Source organism: Marinitoga hydrogenitolerans DSM 16785 (assembly GCF_900129175.1).
In the GTDB taxonomy this organism is placed as follows: Bacteria; Thermotogota; Thermotogae; order Petrotogales; family Petrotogaceae; genus Marinitoga; species Marinitoga hydrogenitolerans.
Genome location: NZ_FQUI01000087.1, coordinates 1 through 1,133 on the forward strand (window position 1 = coordinate 1; position 1,133 = coordinate 1,133).

General features: G+C 24.4%; 1 protein-coding gene. It reads left to right on the top strand.

The genetic code is table 11. The features are described from left to right. Positions 1–213: 213 nt before the first annotated feature. A partial coding sequence (locus BUA62_RS11265) for an ATP-binding protein (RefSeq protein ID WP_159429534.1) occupies positions 214–1,133 on the top strand: 920 nt, incomplete at its 3' end.

Here is a 1,133-nt window from a genome sequence, read left to right on the forward strand (position 1 = left end):
ATAAAAGATTTTGAATATATAACAGAAGAAGAAAATGGAATAAAATTACATATTTGGTTTATAAAAACCAATTTTGAATGTCCTTCAAAGGTATAAAAAACAAACCGGGCAGAAATGCCCGGCTTTGTTTTAAAGAAAACGGGGATAGTTCCAGTATTATCTGCAAATGAAGTCACTGAAGTGTGATATAATTCAATTGTGGAGGTGAAAACGATGAAAAAATTACCAATAGGTATACAAGATTATAAAAAAATAATAGAAAGAGATTTTATATATATAGATAAAACAGAATATATATACAAATTAGTAAGTTCTGAAGTGCCAATATTTTTATCACGTCCAAGGAGATTTGGGAAAAGTTTAACAGTATCAACATTGTATTATTTATTCAAAGGAGAAAAAGAATTATTTAAAGATACATATATATATAACAAATGGAAATTTAAAGAATATCCTGTAATAAAACTCGATATGTCAGATAATACATTAACAACATTTGAAGAATTTATAGATTCACTTAATGAAAAAATTGAAAAGTTATATAAAAAATATGAAATCCCTAAAATAGAAAACAATCTACCAACAAAATTTGGACATTTAATAGAAGAATTAAACGCAAAATACAAAGAAAAAGTAGTAATACTTATAGACGAATATGAATCACCAATATTAGAACATATAAACGACAAAAAAAAAGCAGAAGATTTTAGAGCGTTCTTAAGAGAATTTTATAAAAAAGTAAAAACAAAAGATGAATACATAAAATTTGTATTCATAACAGGAATAACGAAATTCACAAAAACAGGAGTCTTTTCAGCACTTAATAATTTAAATGATATATCTCTTGATACAGATTATTCTCAGATGTTTGGATATACTCAAAATGAACTCGAAGAATATTTTAAGGATTACATAAAAGAAACAGCAAAAAGATTTGATATAACAAAAGAAGAATTACTAAAAGAAATGAAAAAATACTATAACGGATTTTCATTTGACGGAGAACATTATGTGTATAATCCATTTTCAATATTAAAATTCTTTCAAAAAAAGAAATTTCAAAATTACTGGTTTGAAAGTGGTTCACCATCATTTTTATCAAAATATATAGAAGACAAAAAAATAACCTATGA